The organism is Spirosoma radiotolerans, assembly GCF_000974425.1.
GTDB classification, from domain to species: Bacteria; Bacteroidota; Bacteroidia; order Cytophagales; family Spirosomataceae; genus Spirosoma; species Spirosoma radiotolerans.
The window spans coordinates 1,265,312-1,285,130 of record NZ_CP010429.1 but is presented as its reverse complement, the minus strand read 5'-3'; the positions used below and the strand labels follow the sequence as shown (position 1 = coordinate 1,285,130).

The 19,819-nt window shown below is 49.5% G+C and carries 16 protein-coding genes; 8 read left to right on the top strand and 8 right to left on the bottom strand.

The genetic code is table 11. The features are described from left to right. Window positions 1-96: 96 nt before the first annotated feature. Window positions 97-1,224, bottom strand: a complete 1,128-nt coding sequence (locus tag SD10_RS04965; RefSeq protein WP_046375955.1) for a LytTR family transcriptional regulator — start codon at window positions 1,222-1,224, stop codon at window positions 97-99. Window positions 1,225-1,411: 187 nt separating this feature from the next. On the opposite strand from SD10_RS04965, the gene SD10_RS04960 reads away from it, so the two are divergent. From SD10_RS04960 to SD10_RS04945, 4 genes are all read left to right on the top strand, one after another. Continuing rightward, the gene (locus tag SD10_RS04960; protein ID WP_046375954.1) at window positions 1,412-2,014 is read left to right on the top strand and encodes a DUF305 domain-containing protein; all 603 of its coding nucleotides are present in this window, start codon (window positions 1,412-1,414) and stop codon (window positions 2,012-2,014) included. 4 nt (window positions 2,015-2,018) lie between these two features. Then, complete coding sequence (locus tag SD10_RS04955; protein WP_046375953.1) at window positions 2,019-3,419, top strand: YncE family protein; 1,401 nt, start codon at window positions 2,019-2,021, stop codon at window positions 3,417-3,419. Between the two features lie 334 nt (window positions 3,420-3,753). Next, window positions 3,754-4,194 (top strand): MarR family winged helix-turn-helix transcriptional regulator, encoded by a 441-nt coding sequence (locus tag SD10_RS04950; RefSeq protein WP_046375952.1) that lies wholly within the window; start codon window positions 3,754-3,756, stop codon window positions 4,192-4,194. Between the two features lie 58 nt (window positions 4,195-4,252). Continuing rightward, on the top strand, window positions 4,253-5,245 hold the full coding sequence (locus SD10_RS04945; RefSeq protein WP_046375951.1) for an NADP-dependent oxidoreductase: 993 nt from the start codon (window positions 4,253-4,255) through the stop codon (window positions 5,243-5,245). Window positions 5,246-5,713: 468 nt separating this feature from the next. Here the strand turns inward: SD10_RS04945 and SD10_RS04940 are convergent, their stop codons facing one another. Beyond that, on the bottom strand, window positions 5,714-6,295 hold the full coding sequence (locus SD10_RS04940) for a GrpB family protein (RefSeq protein ID WP_046375950.1): 582 nt from the start codon (window positions 6,293-6,295) through the stop codon (window positions 5,714-5,716). A 518-nt stretch (window positions 6,296-6,813) separates the two neighbouring features. Here SD10_RS04940 and SD10_RS04935 point away from each other — a divergent pair. Both SD10_RS04935 and SD10_RS04930 read left to right on the top strand, forming a co-directional pair. After that, window positions 6,814-8,739, top strand: a complete 1,926-nt coding sequence (locus SD10_RS04935) for a glycoside hydrolase family 97 protein (protein WP_046375949.1) — start codon at window positions 6,814-6,816, stop codon at window positions 8,737-8,739. Window positions 8,740-9,468: 729 nt separating this feature from the next. Further along, window positions 9,469-10,740 carry a hypothetical protein gene (locus SD10_RS04930; RefSeq protein WP_046375948.1) on the top strand — a complete coding sequence of 424 codons (1,272 nt, stop codon included), beginning with the start codon at window positions 9,469-9,471 and terminating at the stop codon, window positions 10,738-10,740. A gap of 94 nt (window positions 10,741-10,834) precedes the next feature. Here SD10_RS04930 and SD10_RS04925 read toward each other — a convergent pair whose 3' ends face one another. Continuing rightward, window positions 10,835-11,917, bottom strand: a complete 1,083-nt coding sequence (locus tag SD10_RS04925; protein ID WP_046579064.1) for an endonuclease/exonuclease/phosphatase family protein — start codon at window positions 11,915-11,917, stop codon at window positions 10,835-10,837. A 744-nt stretch (window positions 11,918-12,661) separates the two neighbouring features. Between SD10_RS04925 and SD10_RS04920 the strand changes: the two genes are divergently transcribed. Together SD10_RS04920 and SD10_RS04915 are read left to right on the top strand one after the other, a co-directional pair. Beyond that, window positions 12,662-13,114, top strand: coding sequence for a YsnF/AvaK domain-containing protein (locus SD10_RS04920; RefSeq protein WP_082111518.1), 453 nt, complete (start codon window positions 12,662-12,664; stop codon window positions 13,112-13,114). A gap of 70 nt (window positions 13,115-13,184) precedes the next feature. After that, window positions 13,185-14,156, top strand: coding sequence for a YsnF/AvaK domain-containing protein (locus SD10_RS04915; RefSeq protein ID WP_046375947.1), 972 nt, complete (start codon window positions 13,185-13,187; stop codon window positions 14,154-14,156). 97 nt (window positions 14,157-14,253) lie between these two features. Here the strand turns inward: SD10_RS04915 and SD10_RS04910 are convergent, their stop codons facing one another. The 5 genes from SD10_RS04910 to SD10_RS04890 all read right to left on the bottom strand — a co-directional run bounded on the left by SD10_RS04910 (window position 14,254) and on the right by SD10_RS04890 (window position 19,811). After that, window positions 14,254-15,135: an alpha/beta hydrolase gene (locus SD10_RS04910; protein WP_046375946.1), complete on the bottom strand. Its 882-nt coding sequence runs from the start codon at window positions 15,133-15,135 to the stop codon at window positions 14,254-14,256. A 106-nt stretch (window positions 15,136-15,241) separates the two neighbouring features. Further along, a complete protein-coding gene (locus tag SD10_RS04905; RefSeq protein ID WP_046375945.1) occupies window positions 15,242-16,816 on the bottom strand; it encodes an ABC transporter permease/substrate-binding protein in 1,575 nt (524 codons plus the stop codon). Then, on the bottom strand, window positions 16,809-17,543 hold the full coding sequence (locus tag SD10_RS04900) for an ABC transporter ATP-binding protein (protein ID WP_046375944.1): 735 nt from the start codon (window positions 17,541-17,543) through the stop codon (window positions 16,809-16,811). The genes SD10_RS04905 and SD10_RS04900 overlap by 8 nt, the downstream gene beginning before the upstream one ends. Continuing rightward, window positions 17,540-17,821 carry a DUF427 domain-containing protein gene (locus SD10_RS04895; protein ID WP_046375943.1) on the bottom strand — a complete coding sequence of 94 codons (282 nt, stop codon included), beginning with the start codon at window positions 17,819-17,821 and terminating at the stop codon, window positions 17,540-17,542. The genes SD10_RS04900 and SD10_RS04895 overlap by 4 nt, the downstream gene beginning before the upstream one ends. A 61-nt stretch (window positions 17,822-17,882) precedes the next feature. Continuing rightward, window positions 17,883-19,811: a CocE/NonD family hydrolase gene (locus tag SD10_RS04890; RefSeq protein WP_046579062.1), complete on the bottom strand. Its 1,929-nt coding sequence runs from the start codon at window positions 19,809-19,811 to the stop codon at window positions 17,883-17,885. Window positions 19,812-19,819 lie beyond the last annotated feature (8 nt).

Genomic DNA, 19,819 nt, shown 5'->3' with positions numbered 1-19,819 from the left:
ACTGTATCAAACAGATAAACCCGTTGGATCAACGCCAACTAACAACGGATCATCGAGTTGACAGCTACCGAGTACCTGGCCATCAACAGCGGCCAATTACCGGTTGAGCCATTGCTTGAACTCGGCCGCCTTGTTTTTGCTGATTAGAATAGCCTCTGGCGGCTGAGGGCTAATGGCGATTTTCAATTGATGCTTGCCATACAGAAAAATCTTCTCAATGGCCCGAATGGAAATAAGAAACTGCCGGTTGGCCCGAAAAAACTGATCACCATCGAGTTCCTTCTGAAGTTCATCCAAACTCGTGTTGCTGGTATACACCTTGGCATCCTGGCAGTAAATGTAGGTCAGGGACTGCTCGGTATGAAAGTAAGCGATTTGATCGGTACTAATCACGACTAGCTCGTCTTTCCAATAGGTAAGAATACGGCGTCGGCTCCCTCCTTCTTCCGTCGGTACGACCGGCCCCTCGGCCGATGATTCTACCGGCTCGTTTTGAACCTTCAACTGATAACTCACCAGGCTGGCATTCAGGGCCGTTAAGCTTTTGACTTCATCGGTTAGCTGGTTCTTTTCCCCTTCCAATTGTTGCTGGTACCGATTGCCAATCCACCGAACGGCTAAAAAGGATAACAAAACCATCAAGGTACCGGCCAGTCCCTGGGCTAACAGAAATTGGGTATGTAGCTCATCCAATTGTCGACGGATGGCATGCAGATTCGCGTGGGAGGCCAACATCCAGCTCGTGTTCGCAATCGGTTGCACATAAATAATCTCCGATCCACGTCTATGGTCGCTAAACGTTCGCAAGCCTCCGGCGGCTTTCCCGTCGTTGAGCAATTCATAAAACGATTGGCTTTCACTTCCTGTAATCGGTCTAACCACTGAATTGTCCTGGTCGATCTGCTGACCGATTCGACTCGGATCGGGGTGACAGATTTCTTTTCCCACCGTGTCATACATACACACGAAGCCCGTTTGGGTATCTGTATTTTCGATGCTTTTCTGCAAACTAGCGGCTACCTGCTCCTTCCCCATACCATTACGCAGCTGCCCCTCCAGCAGCCGCTGAATTTCCCGAATCTCCCGTTGGCTAGATTCCAGTTGCGCATCGAGTAGTTGATTGGTCACTCTGGAAAACAGGTAATTTAGGGTCAACAGACTAATCAGCAGGACAATCAGCGAGAGCGCCAGCACCGTGTAGAGATATACCTTTTCTTTTTTCATTTCATAGAATTTACCAAACGACGTCTAGAGAAATGACTTCCTAAGCAGGACTTTTCAATGCGTTTTATTCGGCTTTACCACCCATTTTTGCCCATTGGCGTCCATTTCCCGGTATGCATTACGTTCAGACTACCATCTTTGTCAGACAAGCTACGAAGCTTATTCGAACAGTAACACACGGATGCTTATGAAAACAGCCTGCTTACTTTTTGTTCTCCTCCTCATCAATCCGTGGGTCCATGCCCAGCATACTCACCATACCCAGCCTGCACCAACTGCTAAAAACGTTTATCTGGCCATGATGGATACGATGATGGTGCAGATGGACCAAGCACCCATGGGCAATTCGCCAGCGGCAACTTTTCTGCACCAAATGCTGGCCCATCATCGGGGTGCCATCGCCATGGCAAGCTACGAGATCGCGAACGGTCACAACCGGGAGATGATTCAATTAGCGAAAAGTATCCTGATTGAGCAACAAAGCGAGATCGAGCAAATGCAGCTCTGGCTGAAACAGCTCAGGGCCGACACCGCTCACCCACCCGCTGCCTTTGGGGCCGCCATGAAGCAAACGATGGATGGCATGATGAATGCCCTGCCGGCAAATAAAGCCCTGTCTGACACGGATCGAGCGTTTGCCGCTGTTATGAAGCCCCACCACCAGGCGGCCCTTGCCATGGCAAAAGTAATTCTGCAATTCAGCGATGAGCCAGTTATTCAAGCTTATGCCCGTGGGCTTATGGCCAGTCAGCAGATCGAAATTGACCAGATGACAGATTATTTAAACTAAGACGATGAATCAGAAGAATCTTCTTTTGGGTCTGCTGCTGGTCAGCAGCGTCCCTTCCTACGCCCAATCCCGGTACGCCCACGACCGGGTGTATACGGCTAACCAGGTATCCAATACCGTATCGGTCATCGATCCCGCTACAAATCGGCTGCTGGGCGAGATCGATCTGGGTAAGCCTTACCCAAACGTCCTATCGCCCCTTTACCGAGGGCAGGCCCTGGTGCACGGGCTGCGCTATCTGGCTGCCAAAAGGCTGCTGGCAGTGGTATCGATCGGCTCCAACGCCCTCACCTTTATTTCGACCCAGACCAATCAGGTCCTTAAAACGGTCTATGTGGGCCGCTCCCCCCACGAGCCGACCTTCACGCCTAACGGCAAACAAGTCTGGGTTTCAGTACGGGGGGAAGCTTACATTAGTGTTATCGATGTGGCCAGTATGACCGAAGTCCGGCAGGTACCCGTCGCGGATGGTCCCGGCATGGTATCGTTTTCGCCCGATGGTAAGTTGGCCTATGTGTGCTCCAGCTTTACCCCTGAGCTTGATATCGTCAATACATCCACCTACCAGATCATAAAAAAAATACCCGTTGTCAGCCCTTTTTCACCCAACATCTTTACCAGCCCTCAGGGGGAATGGGTGGCGTTTACCCACAAAGATGTGGGCAAAGTGACGGTACTCAATGCCAAAACACAGCGCATCGCCAAGGTCATCAATACGGGCGCCATCACTAACCACGTAACCTTTACCTACCTAGCCAAAAAGCTGCGGATGCTGGTTACGGTAGGGGGCGAGAACAAAGTTCGGGTATTTGATCCGGCGCAGGATTTCCACCAGACAGACACCATCAACGTTGGCGCGCTGCCGCACGGGTTGTGGGCGGCTCCCGATGGTAACCTTCTGTATGTCGGCCTGGAGTATGCCGATCAGGTACAGGGCATTGATCTGGAAACTAGGCAACCGCTGCCGCCGGTTAAGATCGGCCAAAGTCCACAGGCCCTGGTGTACGCCGAAAATGCTGTTAGTAATGTAGGCAACCAGGTCAACCTTAGGCCCCTATCTGATTCCACGGCTACCCAGTTGATTGTACTTAACGCTACTGGCCAGGATAGCCAGGCCCAGGGCAAGCTGGCCGTACGGCCCATCGGCTTAACCGACTTGGTGGAACAGATTTTTTCGGGCCTTCAGCCCAATAGCTCGTACACGCTGGCCTTCAGCCGTTCAATACAGGCTCCCTACGCGATTGATTACGAAATTAATCAGTTCCATACCGATGAAAAGGGGCGATACATGGGTCAGTCGACTGGCTTAGTGCACTCGGTTCAGGACCAGGCGACTTCCACTTACCAGCACATTATCCTGATTGATAATCGAACGAACCAACTCCTCTTACTGGATAAGCCTTAGTCGGTAGTCCTAAAGCTACTTAGTGGTGAGATAACAAACGTCTGTCTCGATGTTGTGGCTCCCCTGACAAACGCGTGGCCGCTCCACGGTGGAGCGGCCACGGTGGAGCGGCCCCAATAATTCGTCGTTAACTGGACTAGATACCTAAAACGTACTTGCGGTAACGAATAAGGTTGCTTTTACGCTTTGTTACTGAGGCCATGCTTCCCTATACGACCGCTATTCCATGCAATTATATTCCCTGGAATATAATTGCATGGAATATAGTTTGAGCGCTATATTTGCATCGGTATAGCTTAACGGCCGACTTGGCGAGTAGCATCTTTTTACGTTTATGACTATTGAAGACGAGATAAATCAGCAGCGTTTTGAGAATGCGCAGCAGCAGGCGGCTATGAACGTCATCTTCACCGCCAATTGGCTGACCAATACCTACGCGCTTGCTCTTAAGCCATTGGATCTTTCGTTGCAGCAACTGAACGTCTTATCGATTTTAAAGGGGCAGCCAAAGCACCGGGCAACGGTTAATTTTATTCGGGAAAGGCTGATCGATCGAATGCCCAACGTTTCCAGGTTACTCAATAAATTAATGGAAAAAGGCTTGATCCAGAAAGACAGGAACACCTCGGATCAACGGGTTGTTCATATCCTTCTTACTGAAAAAGGGGCGGAAGCGGCTCGTAAAGGGCGAACGATTTTTCAGGCAGTTACCTATGAACTAAGCCATGACAAAGCCGTCTTACTCAATGATCTGCTCAATGAGTTTAGAGCGTAAGCTGTAAAATTTTTAACTTATTATAGTCCATGGATTATAAATCCATGATTACTTCATCATGAAAACAAAAACGATCCGATTAAAGAACCGTCCAGTGGGAGTGCCAAAACCAGGCGACTTTGAACTGGTTACTCAAGAGCTGCCCGGACTTTCCCAGGGAGAGATCTTACTCGAAGCCTCATATATTTCGGTAGACCCTTACCTGCGGGGTAAGATGTCGGGCACTAAAGAACCGCGGTTCGAACTTGGACAACCCATCACGTCAAAACTCATTGCCCGGGTGGTGGAATCCAGAAACCCGCATTTCAGATCGGGCGACTACGTGAGTGACTACCTGTTATGGCAGGAGTTTCAAATCGCCGGGGGCAGTGGCTTAACGAAAATTGACCCCCATCAGGCCCCGTTACCGGCCTATTTGGGTGTACTGGGCATTACCGGATTATCGGCTTACCTGCCCTTGTTAGACTATGGTCAGCCCAAACCAGGGGAAACGCTGGTTGTATCCGGGGCCGCCGGTGCGGTGGGAAGCATTGCCGGTCAGATCGGAAAGATTCTGGGCTGTCGGGTGGTTGGCATTGTGGGCAGCGAGGAGAAAGCAGAACTGGTAAAAGAGAAGTTTGGCTTTGACCAAGCAGTCAATTACAGGGGTTCCAACGACTTAAACGCAGCCATCGCTTCAGCCTGCCCTCATGGTGTCGATCTCTATTTTGACAATGTAGGCGGTCCGATTTCAGAGGCTGTCATCGCCAACATTAACCCGTATGGCCGGATCATCGTTTGCGGTGCTATTTCCAATTACAATGAAACAACGCCTGCCTTGAGCCCGAGTCTACTCCCCTTGGTCGTGTATAAATTTCTGCGAATTCAGGGATTTCTGATTGCTGACTTCTCAAGCCGTTTTCCACAAGCCCTTAATCAGCTACATGAATGGTTGCAGCAAGGGAAAATAACGTATTCAGAAACCATTGTGCAGGGCTTTGAAAATCTTCCTAACGCGTTTATCGGCTTATTTGAGGGGCTGAACCAAGGTAAAATGATCGTTGAAATTTAAGTAGCATCCGATGCCTGTCAGGAGCGTATGACTAAAGCCCTTCTTGAACTCGGGCAGGCCAAGACCCGCTTCGGGTCGTTTTGCCGTTTCATTCAAAATCCATCCCTTTAAAGAGTCCGTGCAACACGCATTCCACGCCATCAAAGCCATCCGGAACATTTTCTCCGGATTGATTATCGTGCTGTTGGCTTGGTCTCACTACCGCTGTTTCTGACCTTACTGGCCGGTTCCATTACTCTTCGTTGATTCGCTCATCGTCTGGCATAAGCCCGACAGTAACCCTTGGGCCATGCTTATTCACGGTGGTCCGGTCATCACGCTTTGGATACTCTGTTGATTTTTAGGGCAGTCAAGGCCAGAAACGACGAGATTTACCCTACAAGAAGGCTCGGCGGAACTGAGTCACAGAGCAGGCACGACGGGCCGAAGCGCACGGGGATGCAAGTCGCTCCAACTCCCGTACACCCATTAGCGGGTTTTGTTTGCCTGAGCAATGCTTTCCAGAGACGCGTTGTTAAACCCAGCCTCTCGAAGGATGGCCAGAATAAAAGGCGTCTTTCCTGCCACATATACATCAATATCAGTAGGATTTTCTTGGGCTAATCGCTTTTTGAGTTCGCCATATTCCTGGGCTTTTAGCGGATTTTGGCATAGATAGTCCCGAAGGACCAGATGATTTTTCAAGCTAAGGCTGTCTGATGGACAGACATATAAATGATGGTTTTGCCAATAGCGGGAAGATCCATCCAGGGGTACCTGATCTGACCTACGTTTAAAGGACTCTCTGTCTATAATTCCTAAGTTGCCCTGGTAATCGTAACCAAGCTGATCAAGTTCTTCTATGACAGCGTTTAAGGTTTTCCGGTTGCTGATTATCAGATCAATATCTAGAATCGGTTTTGCCGCAAGACCAGGAACAGACGTACTGCCAACATGCTGAATATCAGTCACCAAATTACCCAGACGCCTTTGGTAGACAGATTTTAATTGCTGGAATGTTAAGGGCCAGGCCGGGGAGTAGTCCTCAATACGTATGCTTGTTTTAGTCATAGTATAGCTTTAGGGTTGGTTTGTCATATACTCCAAGTTCTACAGGGAATCCAGCCTGTAGCCAGTTGGGGGCTTCTTTTTAAAGTCTAGCCGGTTGCAGCAAACTAAAGTCGACAGGTATAAAAAATGGGTCTATCTGAAAGTAGCTCTTTGGCTCTCAATTTGGTTCAATGAAACCGCCAATTTTAAACAGAATAAGACAACTATAAACCGGTGCTGCAGACTTCAATAAAATGATCATTTCTTTAGGCATATGAAAGTGCGCTGGCCATTATAAAGTTGCAATTCCTCGTTACCCGAAATATCCCGATGTGGCTCACCATGCTCAGGGAAGTTATCAAGACAGCCAGCTTGTGGGACTGGTTATCTGCTCAGAAACAAGTGAATCAATCAATAGCAACGACAAGCAAAGGGGGATTACAAAAACACTATTTTTAATGAGAATAAGTACTTTTTGTTACAAATTATCTTTTTTGACAGGCCCCTCACGTCACTACTAAGAACCCCAAATCAATCGTATGAGAGATGTATTTATTTACAAAGTATTTCCCTTTTTTGCCGGAGTCATTTTTCTTTTCAGCGGCTTTCAAGCCGTAGGCCAATCGATGAACCTGAGTTCAAAGTCTGGATCAAACAGAATTACCTTGTCTTTAACCAGAAAGGGAGAATTGCATTACCAGGTAGCACACCGGGATAAGCTCATTATTGCCGATTCTCCGCTTGGCCTTAACTGTGATGATCAAAATTTTACGGCTGGACTCTCTCTCGTAAATGTTTCACCCACTGAACCAAGACGGGAGACATATGACTTGAAGGTGGGGCACGTCAAAACGATCGATCATGTTCTTGAACATAAGAGTATAACGTTTAAAAACAGCTCTGGCGCGCTCATGATTGTTGATTTGGTGACCGGGAAGGAAGGCGTTGCTTTTCGCTACCGGTTTCCGGATCAGACGTCAAAAATACGGGTAATCAACTCGGAGCTCACAGGCTTTCAGATTGAGAAAAAGGCGAAGGGCTGGTTGCAGCCTTATAACAAAGCGGGAAAGGTAACCCCGGGCTATGAAGATTTTTACTTTAATATACATCCCGGCGACTCCATCAGTAACCCCCGTAATCCGTCGGTGGGATGGTGTATGCCGGCCCTTTTTCAAGTAAATGACAACAAAACCTGGGTGTTACTGGCCGAGTCCGCCACGGATGGTTTGTTTCCAGGTTGTCATTTGCAAGCTGATTCCAGGGATGGACTGTATAAAATCGCCTTTGCTGAAAAAGACGAAAAATATAACCTTCCTTTAAGCGACAATAATCATCCAACAGCCAAGCTCCCCTGGACGATGCCCTGGCGGGTGATCATTATAGGTGATCAGGCTGGGGACATCCTACTCTCAAGCTTGATTACCGATTTAGCGCCAGCCTCTAAACTGGAGGATGCTTCCTGGATCGAACCGGGCAAAGCTACCTGGTCCTGGTGGTCCCATCCTGAGGATCATTCCCCTGAAATCTATAATCAATTCACAGATCTGGCTGCCTCTTTGGATTTCGGCTATACGCTGTTTGATGCGGGCTGGGAGAAAGCCAACACCGAAGGGGGAATTATTGCCAAGGCTACTGCTAAGGGGATCAAACCCATGGTGTGGGCCTATTCAGCCGCGTATTTCGAGCCAGAGAAAAGAAGAAAGCGCTTTAAAGAATTGGCGGCTATGGGCGTCAAGGGAATTAAGATTGATTTTTGGTGCTCAGACCGGCAGGAGGTGATGGCCTGCTTTCAGTCATTGTTCGAAGATGCCGCCAAGGAGCATTTACTGGTCAACCTGCATGGTACGACTGTTCCAAGAGGCTGGCACCGAACGTGGCCAAATTTGATGACCGCCGAAGCTGTTTTAGGCACGGAACATTATTTTTATGAAGCTAGATATCCAGCTCTGGCCGCCGAGCAGAATACCCTGTTGCCCTTCACCCGAAATGTCGCCGGTCCTACCGACTACACTCCGTTTGCTCTAACCATTCGAAAATATCCCCGGTTGAACACGGGGGTTCATGAGCTGGCTACGGCAATGATTTATACGTCAGGGATTATTGATTTTGCGGATTCAAAAGAGGTATTTGATTCACTGCCTATATCGGTTCGCCAGTTGTTGAAAGATATGCCCGCCACGTGGGATAAGACGGAAAGTGTTGTAGCCCAACCGGGAGAACAGATCATACTCTTTCGTCAGAAGGAGAACCTTTCTTACATGGTGGGTATTAATGGTACCAGTAAAGTAGTGCCCGTCAAGTTAAATCTGGCCAGGTACGCCAAGGGGTTTTCTAAATTTAGAATCATTAGAGAAGGTGAAGATCCCTTGATGAGCTTTAAAACCGAAACCTATCCCATCACGTCCAGTTGGCAATACGCTTTTGCTCCTAGAGGAGGCTTTATTATCCAGTTTGTTAATGAGTAGGACTGGCCCAACAGGCAATTGCCCTTATCAGTTAACAAGCCCAAAATATGAGATTGGCGTTTCGAACTGTTAGTTGCGGTTCTGGTACGCCTGGGTGGTCCAACGGCGTACCGGTCACTACGGTAAGTAGTCTGGTTTAGAGCCTATAGCAACAGATGATCGCACAGCGGATACTGTATCGTCCGAAAATAAGTTGACCGTTTTGAGTTAGTCGTTCAATGCGGTTACCATTTTTTCTTAACCCGGAGTTACGCTGCTTTTTGTTGTTTGAACCCGCTGGTTTCTAATCGCTTTTCCAGCACCATTCCAGCGGACCATATTTGCTACGGGCCTCATTGGGACTGAGCCTGTTGCAGTTGCTACGTCTGCCAAGGGTTGTGTCCTGTTTCACTGTAAGTCATGTTACCCGCTTCGTGGCCCGTGAGGATACGGGTCACGGAGCGGGATAGCTGGGCCGTTGTTATTACCTGTCGGCAAACAGCGTCGGGCAGCGTCATAAGTAACCGGCAGCGCAAACAGTAAATGCGACAGTAAGAATAGCGATCGACCCTACTGAAAATAGATTATGCTGTAGAAACTTCTGGCCCATCTGTCAATGTTGTTTGTATACAGATCAGCACGTTGGTAACCTCCCTAAAAATCGTTACTTTAGCTCGTAGATAGCAAACCTATCTGCGGCTGGATAACCGACGCGCCATCTTACCACTCTTTAATACCATACATCATTCAATGAATAAAACCGCTGGGACATTCTTTGATCAGAAAAGCCCCAACAGCAAACTAAACATTCAGCAAACAAACTACACCATTGAGGAGGCCGAAGCGGCTAATCATGGTTTCGATCTGGCCGTTAAGCAGTTCCTGCGCGACTGGATTGAACAAGGTACCGTATCGACCAAAAGCCTGGAGGGCGAAGGCGATACAGAAGAATTTGTGGAGCAAGGCGCCCTGCGCAGCTTCTTTAAACACCGGGAGGATGCCTTCGAGCGGTTGCTCGAACAAGAGCCTATAGCCCGCCACCTACTTCGGCCTATCGACGAGGTTTATTTTCAGAATGACGCTTATGAGCCCTTACTGGCTCAATTCGAGAAGCGTATCTACAACATTGCCGCCCAGCGTGAACATCTGGAAGTGCCCTTTCGCTACAGCCCGCTCAGTCGGCAGGGCACCTATGGCGACACTATTCAGCTAACTGATACGAATGGTGAGCCCCCCAGAGAAGACATAGGCGTTTATTTTGGTACCCGCCGTACCGATAGCACAGCCTTAACCATTCTGGCGCACCAACTGCGCTGGGAAGCGATGGTGCCTTCTGAATTTGAACTACCCGTTCATGTGATTACGGAAGGATACATGGACGATTCGTTACGGTCTGTCAAAGCCATGACAGAACAACTGAACGAAGAAGGGGCGACCCAACCACATTGCTTCGTAATTCAGCGACGACACGCAGCCGACGACCGCCATTTAGGAGCCGCGCTGCTGGTGATGAACCCTGAGTTACCTTCGTTGCCCCAACGGATCATTTTCTGTGACACCCTCAATCCGGGCCAGCGACCGCCCTGGTGGGACAAATTCAAACAGAAAATTGACGCTGTTTTTCCTCAACCAGCCGACCAGGCACCCGCTTCAGACAGGCTTGAAGATGGGGGCGTAAAACTCCAGCGACTGCATGATGGCGTCCCCGTTCGTCATCAGGATATTGACTGTGCCTTTTACACCGCATCAATGTGCCGTGCGCTTATTCAACTGGCGAAAGCCGATGCTGAGTTGATTCTGAATGGTTCCATCGAAGCGGTTGTCAGCCAAATGACAGCTCGGATGCCCGAGTATTATGAACAGCCGAACCAACCCAAGGAGCCTGCCGAAGTACGGGAAGTTAACGTAGTTCGCCGGTGGAACACGGGATGGCAAGCGTTGAAGAATATGATGCAGAACCGTCTTACAGACTTGGCTGCTCAACTGACGGTTTCCAGCGAACAGCCTCTGGAATTTTCCTAACAAATTGATTAGCTATTTCGGGCAACCTTATGCGGGTTGCCTGAAAGGCTATAAAGCAACAGAACGCGTATATAGCAGACCGTTCAGTATTAAGTTAATTCTCCCTTGCTTCAACTATCTTTTCATGAGCCTCCTCTAAGTCGTCTTTCTCAGGCTGCGGCACCTCTTCGAGCACCCGCTCCGGTTCGGACACGTACGTTAAGGCAATAAACATGGGAAAATGATCGGAGCCGCCATTTGGCAGGCGGAGGATTTTCTGCAACTGAAAATGAGTCGAAACAAATACATGATCCAGTGGCCAGCGCAGAAAGAAATACCAGGCATGAAACGTATTGTACAGCCCACGCCCAATGCGAGGATCGAGCAGACCGCTTACGCGCTGAAACAAACGGGTTGTATGCGACCACGCCACATCATTCAAATCACCAGCGATAATGGTGGCGCCCCCTCTTTTTCGGGCCTCTTTGCCCACTAACAGTAGTTCGGCATCTCGCTCCGTTGATCGGTAGTGCTCTGTCGGGCTGGGTGGCATGGGATGAACGCCGTAAAAGTTTATTATTTGCCCGGAGGGTAACGCCAACTGCGCATATACGGACGGAATATCATCCTGAATCAAAAAGCGTAACTCATGGTGGCGAATCGGCAAGCGCGAATAGAGCAACATGCCGTACGTATTTTCCAGCGGGTGCAGCACCTGATGAGGGTAATCAGGGACGATTGACGCTAACGCATCCTGCCATTTCTGATTGGCTTCCAGCAGCAGAAGCACATCGGGTTTGTGCTTGTCAACCAGCTTCACGACGTGGTCCGTTTGGGAGTTGTCCATAAGTACATTGGCCACCAATAATCGAATCGTGTTAGTATCAGATCCACCGTTGCCGGTTCGGTTGACAACCCGAACAACCTGCTTTCGATGCAGGGGTGTAAACGGATAGATCAACCATCCCTGATAACACAGGGTTGCCAACAGACCAATGGGTATGATGGTATAATAACCCGTCAGGGTGTGGTCGACTGCCAGCCAGCCAATAAGCCCGATAGCGGCCAGTACGGTAAGCTGTAAATGAGGGAAATCCCACATCCGAATCCACCAGTAATCCAGACGGATAAAATTAAGAAATGAAGCTACTGTTACAACAAGGGCATAGACAAGCAGGACATAGTCAACAAAGTGCATGATGGTTTTCAGGATGGCGGTTGACAATTATAACCGCAAAAGTCAGGTAGCGGTTTTATAATCAATAGCAATTAACTTACTGTCAATGCCTTATGAAATCACAACTTGACAGGGAAAGAGTAAGACCGATGCGTTAGCTTTCGGGTGCTATCTATTTCATCCGCAATTTTTCAGGACTGCTAGCCGAAACGTTACCTGCCGATACAAATCAATGGGAATATAGGGGGTATTATTTACTGGAGAACCTTTCGTTTGACCCCCTATCCCACTCCAAGCTAGTTAGTCCATTTTAAACTGGCCCTTTTGTGTAGTTAGGGACAATGGGATAGGCAGAGCGAACGGTTTGTGCCCCTGTAAAGCAGTGCCAACGCTAACGTAAATAGCCAACTAGGCAAGTTCATCCTTTTCCCTGCGGTTGCAACAACGAATGGCGGAGCTTAATCAGGTATTGACTACTGAGATGACCCACTGCCTAAATTCGTCGGGAAGAGACCGATTGGCAAAAACCCGCCTACCACACATGGAGTTTTCATTGTCTGAAGACGATTGTACAGTGTATCGCCTGGGCTTATAATTTATGTGCACTTATCCAATCACATACAATGAAATACGAAAACACAAATCATTAACTATCAATTATATACCTCTCAAAAAATGAGAAGTTGGCAAGCAAATTACAAATCCCATAAAATACATAGGACAAATATTTTAAACAAAATTTGCCTTTCTCGTCTTTAAGATTGCATGAACTACGAAGCGGATTCAACTCAATTACCCAACCAAACTCAGCCTCCTGCAGCAGCAGCATGGACGGAGCAAACCCACCGGTTTGACGTCATCCAGGAGCAGGTGCAGGTCGACAAAGAGGTGGTCGAAACGGGTGTAGTTCACATAATAAAACGAGTGAATGAAGAACGTCAGATTGTTGGCTTACCAACTACTCGGGAGGAAATCACGGTCGAACGGGTTGCCGTCAATCGGTATGTCGAAACGCCCCCGAGCGTTCGTTACGAAGGCGATACCATGATTGTTCCTGTCTTGCAGGAAGTGATTGTTACACAGAAAAAGATTCTGTTAGTCGAAGAAGTATATGTAACAAAACATAAGGTACACGAATATCAATCGCAGGAGGTCCTTCTGCGGAAGGAAAGTATCGTGGTCGAACGGACGCCGGTTAATCCGGATAAACCAATCTGATTGTAACACCTAGGCTTTGCATCACCCTTTATTGCAATACATACGTTAAACTCAACAAAACCACAGACCAATGGCACAACAAACAGTAATCGGCGTATTCGATGACGCATCAGATGCGCAACGCGCCGTAGACCAACTAATCAGCAACGGTTTCTCACGTGACAGCATTGACTTGTCAGCTCAAACGTCGTCGAATTACAGCGACAGCACCACAACCCGCGTTGATCGGGATGATGACGACGATCACGATAGTGGGATTGGCGGCTTCTTCAGTTCGCTGTTTGGTAGTGATAGCGATGAGTCGCGCAAGTATTCGCATGTAGCCAATCGTGGCTCACTTGTAACGGTTCATGCGCAATCCGCGGATGAAGCCGAACGGGCTGCCGATCTGCTCGACGAATATGGCGCTGTTGACGTTGATGAGCGGGCGAGCGAATATGGATACGCAAATTATAACCAAAGCAGTAATACCCCGAACAGCGTAGAATACGGGGCTGCGAGCACAGGCGCTGCCACCACTGGTGTTGGTGCTACAGGTACAGGCTATGGTGTAACAGACGACCTGACAAACACAACGGATCGTTTACCAACAACGGATGCCGATCAGACAATTAAAGTCATTGAAGAGAACCTGGAAGTAGGCAAACGGGAAGTTGAGCGTGGTGGTGTGCGGGTGCGCAGCCGCATCGTTGAGCGCCCGGTGGAAGAAAGTCTGCGTCTACGGGAAGAGCGTGTGCATGTGCAACGGACTCCCGTTAACCGGCCCGCTACCGCCGATGACCTGAATGCATTCCAGGAAGGCAGCATTGAACTGGTCGAGCATGCCGAAGTACCTGTTGTTTCGAAAACGGCCAACGTCGTTGAAGAAATATCGGTCGGCAAAGAGGTTAACGAACGCGTTGAAACCATCCGGGACACCGTTCGGAGCACGGATGTAAATTTTGAAAACCTGCCCTCAACAGATCCATTGACTCAGACAAATCAAACAAACCGCACAATCGATCTGGACGATGACGCAAACACGTCCTACACCAATCGGTAATCGTTTGTATAAATAAGAAGCCCGGCTGTGTCTGCACAGCCGGGCTTCTTTATGGATCATATCTGTACCACTGAGTTTTAAGCTGACGCAATGAAACTTATTTATCATTGACTAAAGCGCCATTTGCCTGAAGGATTTTGCTAAAAAACAGCAGTTGGTAAGGCAAAGCGTTCCCCCAATATTCCCAAGTGTGAGCACCAGGGCGCTCCGTGTAATCATGTGGAGTTTTATTCGCCATGAGCCGGCGGTGTAGATCGCGGTTTGTTTCGATCAGGAAATCATCTACCCCAATGTCAAAAATCAACGGTAGGTTGTTTGCTTTCAGCTTGTCAGCCAGGGTCACCAGGGTATAGCCCGGATAGGGGGCATCGCCGTCTTTGGGGGGACCAATTAGTTTGGCAAAGTTATCGGCCCGTGATTTGGCAAAATCAGCAGGCACTTTCCAGGTTGCCGTGTTGATGTTCATGACACCACTCATGCTTCCGGCAGCAGCGTATAGGTCGGGATGACGGCTCGAGATAAACATAGCCCCGTGGCCACCCATCGACAAGCCTGCAATGAGCCGCCCTTTTTTATCCTGGATGGTTCGGTAGGTATTGTCAATTTTATCAATCAGTTCCTTCGAGATGAAGGTCTCAAATTGGCTGCTCTTGACCAGCGGGCTATCGAAATAATAGCTAGTGGGGTCGCCGTCTGGTGTAACGATGATCAGTTTATATTGATCGGCCAGTCGTTGAAGGAGCGTTTTGTCCGGTGTCTTGGTGAGCCAGTCCCGAAAACTACCACTTCCTCCATGAAGCAGGTACAATACCGGCAGCGGCTGCTTTATTTTTTTGTATCGCTGGGGCAGCACAACGGCCGTCCGAAGTGTTCGGTTCATGGCAGCACTGGGCACATCGAGTGTGTCAACTTTTGCATAAATAGCTGATACAGGAAAAGTTAGTAGAAGAACACAGGCCAACAGACGAGACAAGGTCATAACGAACACAGAAGTTAAGCGAGTTGATATACAGTAGGGCGATTGGGCCACAAAAACCAAAATTGACTTTTCGTCAAATGTAAACAAACGTAAAGTAGGTATCGGGCTATTTTTTGCTTAAATAACTGACCAAATCATCAATTGACTGGATACCATCCAGGCGAGCCTGACTCCGGCGCATCATCAGGCAATAACTGTTGCTGAACCCCAGCGGGCTTAACCAGTCGAGTTGGTACTTCTCCCGAAATTGTTGTCGGCAAAACTGATAGACGGAATCCGACTGCATCGTCAGTTTCGTCAGCGTTGCCACCGGGGGCTGCAACACCACCAGCAAACCCGTACCCGTGTATTCAGGATAGAAATCAATAGCACCCGTCCGCAAGGCATCGAAACAAATTTGCGTACCGCCAAGGCCGGTTTTGGTAATGACCCGCAGACGCGTTTGTCCCTCAATGAGTTGTCGATAAATTTCAGCCAGAATATACTGCTCAGTAAACACCTTTGACCCCATTACTACCGTTTCCGTACGCCTGTCGGGTGAATCCGCAGCGAGCCGGGGGTCTTTGTACAACCCTACTCGCTTCAGAAAAAAACGAGCAACCAGTTCCGGCGATTCCTTTTTATAGTCGACCTGATAGTTCAGGGCTGTCATGACCGAATCAGTCAGTTTTCCCGCCAGTAAATTTAGCGTTGGGCCAAGCTCGGGGTGACGTTTGAGCGTTACCTGCCGAACAACCGGGGCCGCATCGTAAGGTGGAAAAGCATGTTTATTATCCGTCAGAACCAGCAAGTCGAAGGCTTTAATCCGACCATCGGTGGAATAGCCGCTAATGATATCGACCTGCTCCCGCCGGATAGCTTCGTACATCAGATTCTGATCAATAAGCCGGGGCCGCAGGTGCAGGCCATAGGTTTTTTGCAAGCCCGGATAACCGTCGGCACGACCATAAAATTCGTGCGCAAAACCTGCAATCAACTTATCCTGCCGACCGGGCAACAAATAAAACGCCGACAGAAACGGGACTAAGAACACAAACACCAGCGCCCCAACGCGGAGTTTTTTGGCAGATAAACGCTGCAGGCGGGCCAGTCCAAAATCAAATCCGACGGCCAGTAAAGCGGCTGGAATAGCACCCGCCAGCATCATATTGACATTGCTGAGCGCTATACCACTAAAGATAAATTCGCCCAGGCCACCCGCAGCTACATAAGCCGCCAGTGTTGCCACGCCTACATTAATGACCGTTGCCGTTCGAACACCGGCAAAAATAACGGGCAGGGCCAGCGGCAATTCCACTTTGGTCAGTACCTGGTTCCGGGTCATGCCGACACCCGTTGCAGCTTCCTTTATCAATGGACTCACTTCGGTGATGCCAACGTAGGTATTTCGGATGATGGGCAATAAGGCATAAAGAAACAAGGCTACGAGAGCCGGGCCAACCCCAATGCCGAGCACCGGAATCAGGAAGCCAAGTAAGGCTACACTCGGTACTGTTTGCAACACGCCCGCAACGCCCAACACACCACTTGCCAGCCGGGTTTGGCGAGAGATAAAAATGCCAAGAGGCACGCCGATCAGCAAGGCGACCAACAACGACACGAACGTCAGACCGATGTGCGTGAGCGTCTGTTCCAGCAACTTATCAGCATGATCACGAACAAATGCGAAGAAGTCAGTCATGCAGCCGGTGGGGTTTGTCATCCAGAAAATCGCGCACGAAATCAGTAGCCGGATTGGTCAATAACTCGTCCGGGGGGCCAATTTGAACAATACGTCCCTTGTCCATAAGGGCAATGCGGTCGGCCAATTCCAGCGCTTCATTGACATCGTGCGTTACCAGGACCACCGTCGTTTCACGTAGTTCGCTCAGGCCGAACAGCTCTCGCCGAACGTGTTTTCGGGTAAAGGGATCCAGGGCGCCAAATGGCTCGTCCATCAGTACTACGGGTGGATGGACGGCCAGCGCTCGTGCCAGTCCAACGCGCTGCCGCTGCCCGCCACTCAGCTCAGCCGGATAGCGCATGAGCAGGCTCGTGGGCAGTTGAAGTTTGTCCATCAGTTCACGAATTCGCTCCTGAGTCCGGGCAGTCTCCCAGCCGAGCAGTTTCGGAACGGTGGCAATGGCATCGGCAACCGTGTAGTGGGGAAACAAGCCGCCATCCTGAATCACGTAGCCAATTCGTCGGCGTAACGCAGGGCTGGGCTGCTGCTGAACGTCCAGACCATCGACTTGAATGGAGCCACTTGTGGGTTCAATCAGGCGATTGATCATTTTAAGCGTTGTCGTTTTGCCACACCCACTGGTGCCGAGCAGCACGAGTGTTTCTCCCCGGCCAACCGTAAGCGACACATCCTGAACGGCCGTATGCGAATCAAAACGTTTTGTCAGCTTGCGGACCTCAATCATTCGACAACCTGTACGCCTTTCCAGAAGGCTATCCGGTTTTTGATTTCGCTGGCGGCTGGTTTGGGCTCGGGATAATACCAGGCCGCATCGGTATTGGTTTTGCCATCGACCGTCAGTGAGTAATACGATGCCAGGCCTTTCCAGGGGCAGGTCGAATGCGTTGAACTATCAGTCAGAAACGTAGCGTTGACCGATTCCTTCGGAAAATAATGATTGTTTTCAACAACGACCGTGTCGTTACTTTCGGCGATGGTTTCGCCGTTCCAGATGGCTTTCATGCGTGTAATGCGTTAGGAGTTTATCAATTCTACTACAACCGTATAAGCGAACAACTGGTTTCTATTTCAGTACCTGAACCTCGATCACCGAGTTGTCATACACGCGATGCGTCGCCTTCTGAAAGTCGGCGGCATCAGCTTTATAAATGTTGTCCACGTATTTCTGCGGGTTCCGGTCGATGAGCGGGAACCAGGTACTTTGCACCTGAATCATGACCCGATGCCCTTTTTTGAAGGTGTGAAGAACATCCTGCAACCGAAAGTTCACATCGGTTATTTCGCCCGCCTTAAAGGGTTCCGGCTTCTCGAATGAGTTGCGGAACCGACCCCGCATCGCTTCCGAACGAACCATTTGCTGGTAGTTACCCAGCGTGATGTTTTTGTTGGGCATGTATGGATGATTGGGTTCGTTGGGCGGGTACACATCGATGAGTTTAACAACCCAGTCGGCGTCGGTGCCGGTCGTACTCACTTTCAGTTTGGCCATTATTTCACCGCCCAGCGTCATATCTTCGGTCAGCACATCCGTCTGGAAGGTAAGCACATCCGGCCGACGCCCGGCAAACCGCTGGTCTTCAGACATGTAATTGAAGGGCGTAAAGCCTTGCGTTGTCGTAATGTCTTCAGTGTACGGTACAGGCTTCATTGGGTCGCTGATGAACTCCGAGAATAGGTTATTTGTCGTGTTCATCGTCCGGTTGTTTGCCAGCGTTCCATCCGACATCAGGAAAAATTGCATTTTGGGCGTATCGGCAACCGGCCATTTATCGAACGTTTTCCATTCGTTACGGCCGGTATTGAACAGATACGCTTCGGGCAAACCCGTTTTGCCGTCACCAGCGCCTTTCAGAAAATGGGTAAAGAATTTTGCTTCGATATTCCGCTGGTAGAACGTAGCGATGCTATCGCCAAAATAGATGTTGCTATGCAGGGTATGGCCCGTCTCGCGCGACCAGCGACCATGCCCGAACGGTCCCATAACCAGCGTGTTGTACGTATTGGGATTATTCTTTTCAACCGTTTTGTAGATGTTCAGCGGGCCATATAAATCCTCAGCATCGAACCAGCCGCCTACCGTCATCACAGCGGGCCGGACATTTTTAAGGTGAGGAATGATGCTCCGCTTTTGCCAGAACTCATCATAGTTGGGGTGATTGACCGTTTCCTGCCAGTAAAAATTATCCTTATAATATTTGTCGGCATTCTTGAGCGGCCCCAGGTCATATTGCCATTGAAAGCCATCATTCGAGCCCGTCTTGATCATCTGATCGTTGTACCAGGGCTTCGTGGTCGGCTCAGGATGCTGCACGCCAAACACCGGAAAGGTGAACAGGTAGGCCTGAATGAAAGCGCCATTATGGTGAAAATCGTCGAAGAAAAAGTCGGATACTGGCGCCTGTGGCGAAGCGGCTTTCAGGGCCGGGTGCGCGTTGGGCAATGAGGCCGCCGTATAGAAACCCGGATAACTGATTCCCCACTGTCCTACCCGACCGTTGTTGTTGGGCACATTTTTCAGCAGCCAGTCGATGGTATCATACGTGTCCGAACTCTCATCGATAGCCGTGGTACTTATGGGTACTGAAGCTTTCTTTTTCCCTTTTGCGGCCACGGCTGGTTGTTGATCCGTTACGGTCGGTGTCATATTTGTCCACGTTCCCTCCGACGCCCAGCGGCCCCGAACATCCTGATATACAAAAATGAATTTGTCACGCATGAGGGTTTGGGAGGGGCCAAGCTGTGCCGGATACGCATCGGCGCCATACGGGGCAACGCTGTAACAGGTGCGCTGCATCAGAAACGGATACGTTGTTGTTTTCGACGCATCCTTCGGGACGTAGACAGTTGTATGCAGTTTTGTCCCGTCGCGCATGGGGATTTTGTACTCAGTTTTCTGGTAGTTATCGCGAACGAAACTGCTGGTTGATGTCTGTTGCGCCTGTGCGGAAAGAGTTAACGCAATGACGAGAAAAGCGTAAAGCCAATAGTTCATACGAATCA

Coding starts and splice junctions, on each gene's coding strand:
- SD10_RS04960 (WP_046375954.1), top strand. CDS start 1,412: ATGAAAACAGCCTGCTTACTTTTTGTTCTCCTCCTCATCAATCCGTGG.
- SD10_RS04900 (WP_046375944.1), bottom strand. CDS start 17,543: ATGATTGAGGTCCGCAAGCTGACAAAACGTTTTGATTCGCATACGGCC.
- SD10_RS04910 (WP_046375946.1), bottom strand. CDS start 15,135: ATGACCTTGTCTCGTCTGTTGGCCTGTGTTCTTCTACTAACTTTTCCT.
- SD10_RS04925 (WP_046579064.1), bottom strand. CDS start 11,917: ATGCACTTTGTTGACTATGTCCTGCTTGTCTATGCCCTTGTTGTAACA.
- SD10_RS04945 (WP_046375951.1), top strand. CDS start 4,253: ATGAAAACAAAAACGATCCGATTAAAGAACCGTCCAGTGGGAGTGCCA.
- SD10_RS04930 (WP_046375948.1), top strand. CDS start 9,469: ATGAATAAAACCGCTGGGACATTCTTTGATCAGAAAAGCCCCAACAGC.
- SD10_RS04955 (WP_046375953.1), top strand. CDS start 2,019: ATGAATCAGAAGAATCTTCTTTTGGGTCTGCTGCTGGTCAGCAGCGTC.
- SD10_RS04905 (WP_046375945.1), bottom strand. CDS start 16,816: ATGACTGACTTCTTCGCATTTGTTCGTGATCATGCTGATAAGTTGCTG.
- SD10_RS04915 (WP_046375947.1), top strand. CDS start 13,185: ATGGCACAACAAACAGTAATCGGCGTATTCGATGACGCATCAGATGCG.
- SD10_RS04890 (WP_046579062.1), bottom strand. CDS start 19,811: ATGAACTATTGGCTTTACGCTTTTCTCGTCATTGCGTTAACTCTTTCC.
- SD10_RS04940 (WP_046375950.1), bottom strand. CDS start 6,295: ATGACTAAAACAAGCATACGTATTGAGGACTACTCCCCGGCCTGGCCC.
- SD10_RS04920 (WP_082111518.1), top strand. CDS start 12,662: ATGAACTACGAAGCGGATTCAACTCAATTACCCAACCAAACTCAGCCT.
- SD10_RS04895 (WP_046375943.1), bottom strand. CDS start 17,821: ATGAAAGCCATCTGGAACGGCGAAACCATCGCCGAAAGTAACGACACG.
- SD10_RS04965 (WP_046375955.1), bottom strand. CDS start 1,224: ATGAAAAAAGAAAAGGTATATCTCTACACGGTGCTGGCGCTCTCGCTG.
- SD10_RS04950 (WP_046375952.1), top strand. CDS start 3,754: ATGACTATTGAAGACGAGATAAATCAGCAGCGTTTTGAGAATGCGCAG.
- SD10_RS04935 (WP_046375949.1), top strand. CDS start 6,814: ATGAGAGATGTATTTATTTACAAAGTATTTCCCTTTTTTGCCGGAGTC.